This is a genomic window from Pseudoflavonifractor sp. An184 (assembly GCF_002160305.1).
GTDB classification, from domain to species: domain Bacteria; phylum Bacillota; class Clostridia; order Oscillospirales; family Oscillospiraceae; genus Lawsonibacter; species Lawsonibacter pullicola.
On record NZ_NFKI01000154.1, the window covers coordinates 1 to 644 of the forward strand.

Annotated in this window: 2 pseudogenes; both read left to right on the forward strand. The window is 65.4% G+C overall.

What is annotated here, in order from left to right:
• Positions 1-109, forward strand: a pseudogene (locus B5F19_RS18165) (UDP-glucose 4-epimerase GalE); the annotation flags it as partial.
• Positions 110-111: 2 nt separating this feature from the next.
• Positions 112-644: pseudogene (locus B5F19_RS16900) on the forward strand (galactose-1-phosphate uridylyltransferase); the annotation flags it as partial.

The following is a 644-nucleotide window of genomic DNA, read 5'->3' on the forward strand; positions in this document are numbered from 1 at the left end:
GGCCATCCAGGTGCTGGGCTGGAAGCCCAAGTACAACGACCTGAACACCATCGTGGCCTCCGCCTGGGCCTGGCACAAGAGCCACCCCCACGGCTTTGAGGAGGGATGACCATGGAACGGGATCAGGCCATTGCCAAGCTGATCTCCTACGCCCTGGACAAGGAGCTGATCCAGCCGGAGGAGAAGATCTGGGCGGTGAACGCCCTGCTGGAGGCCCTGGAGCTGGACGGCTGCACCCTGCCGGAGGGAGTCTCCTGCGGCGAGGAGGAGCTGCCCCAGGTGCTGGACGCCCTGCTGGACGACGCCTATGCCCGGGGGGTGCTCAAGGAGAATTCCATCGTCTACCGGGACCTGTTTGACACCAAGCTGATGGGGGCGCTCACTCCCCGGCCCGCCCAGGTCATCGGGAAGTTCCAGGCCCTGCGGGAGCAGGACCCGAAGAAGGCAACCGACTGGTACTACCGGTTCAGCCAGGACACCAACTATATCCGCCGGGACCGCATCGCCAAGGACGTGCAGTGGAAGACGGACACCCAGTACGGGGAGCTGGACATCACCATCAACCTGTCCAAGCCGGAGAAGGACCCCAAGGCCATCGCCGCCGCCCGGAACCTGCCCGCCTCCAACTACCCCCGGTGCCAGCT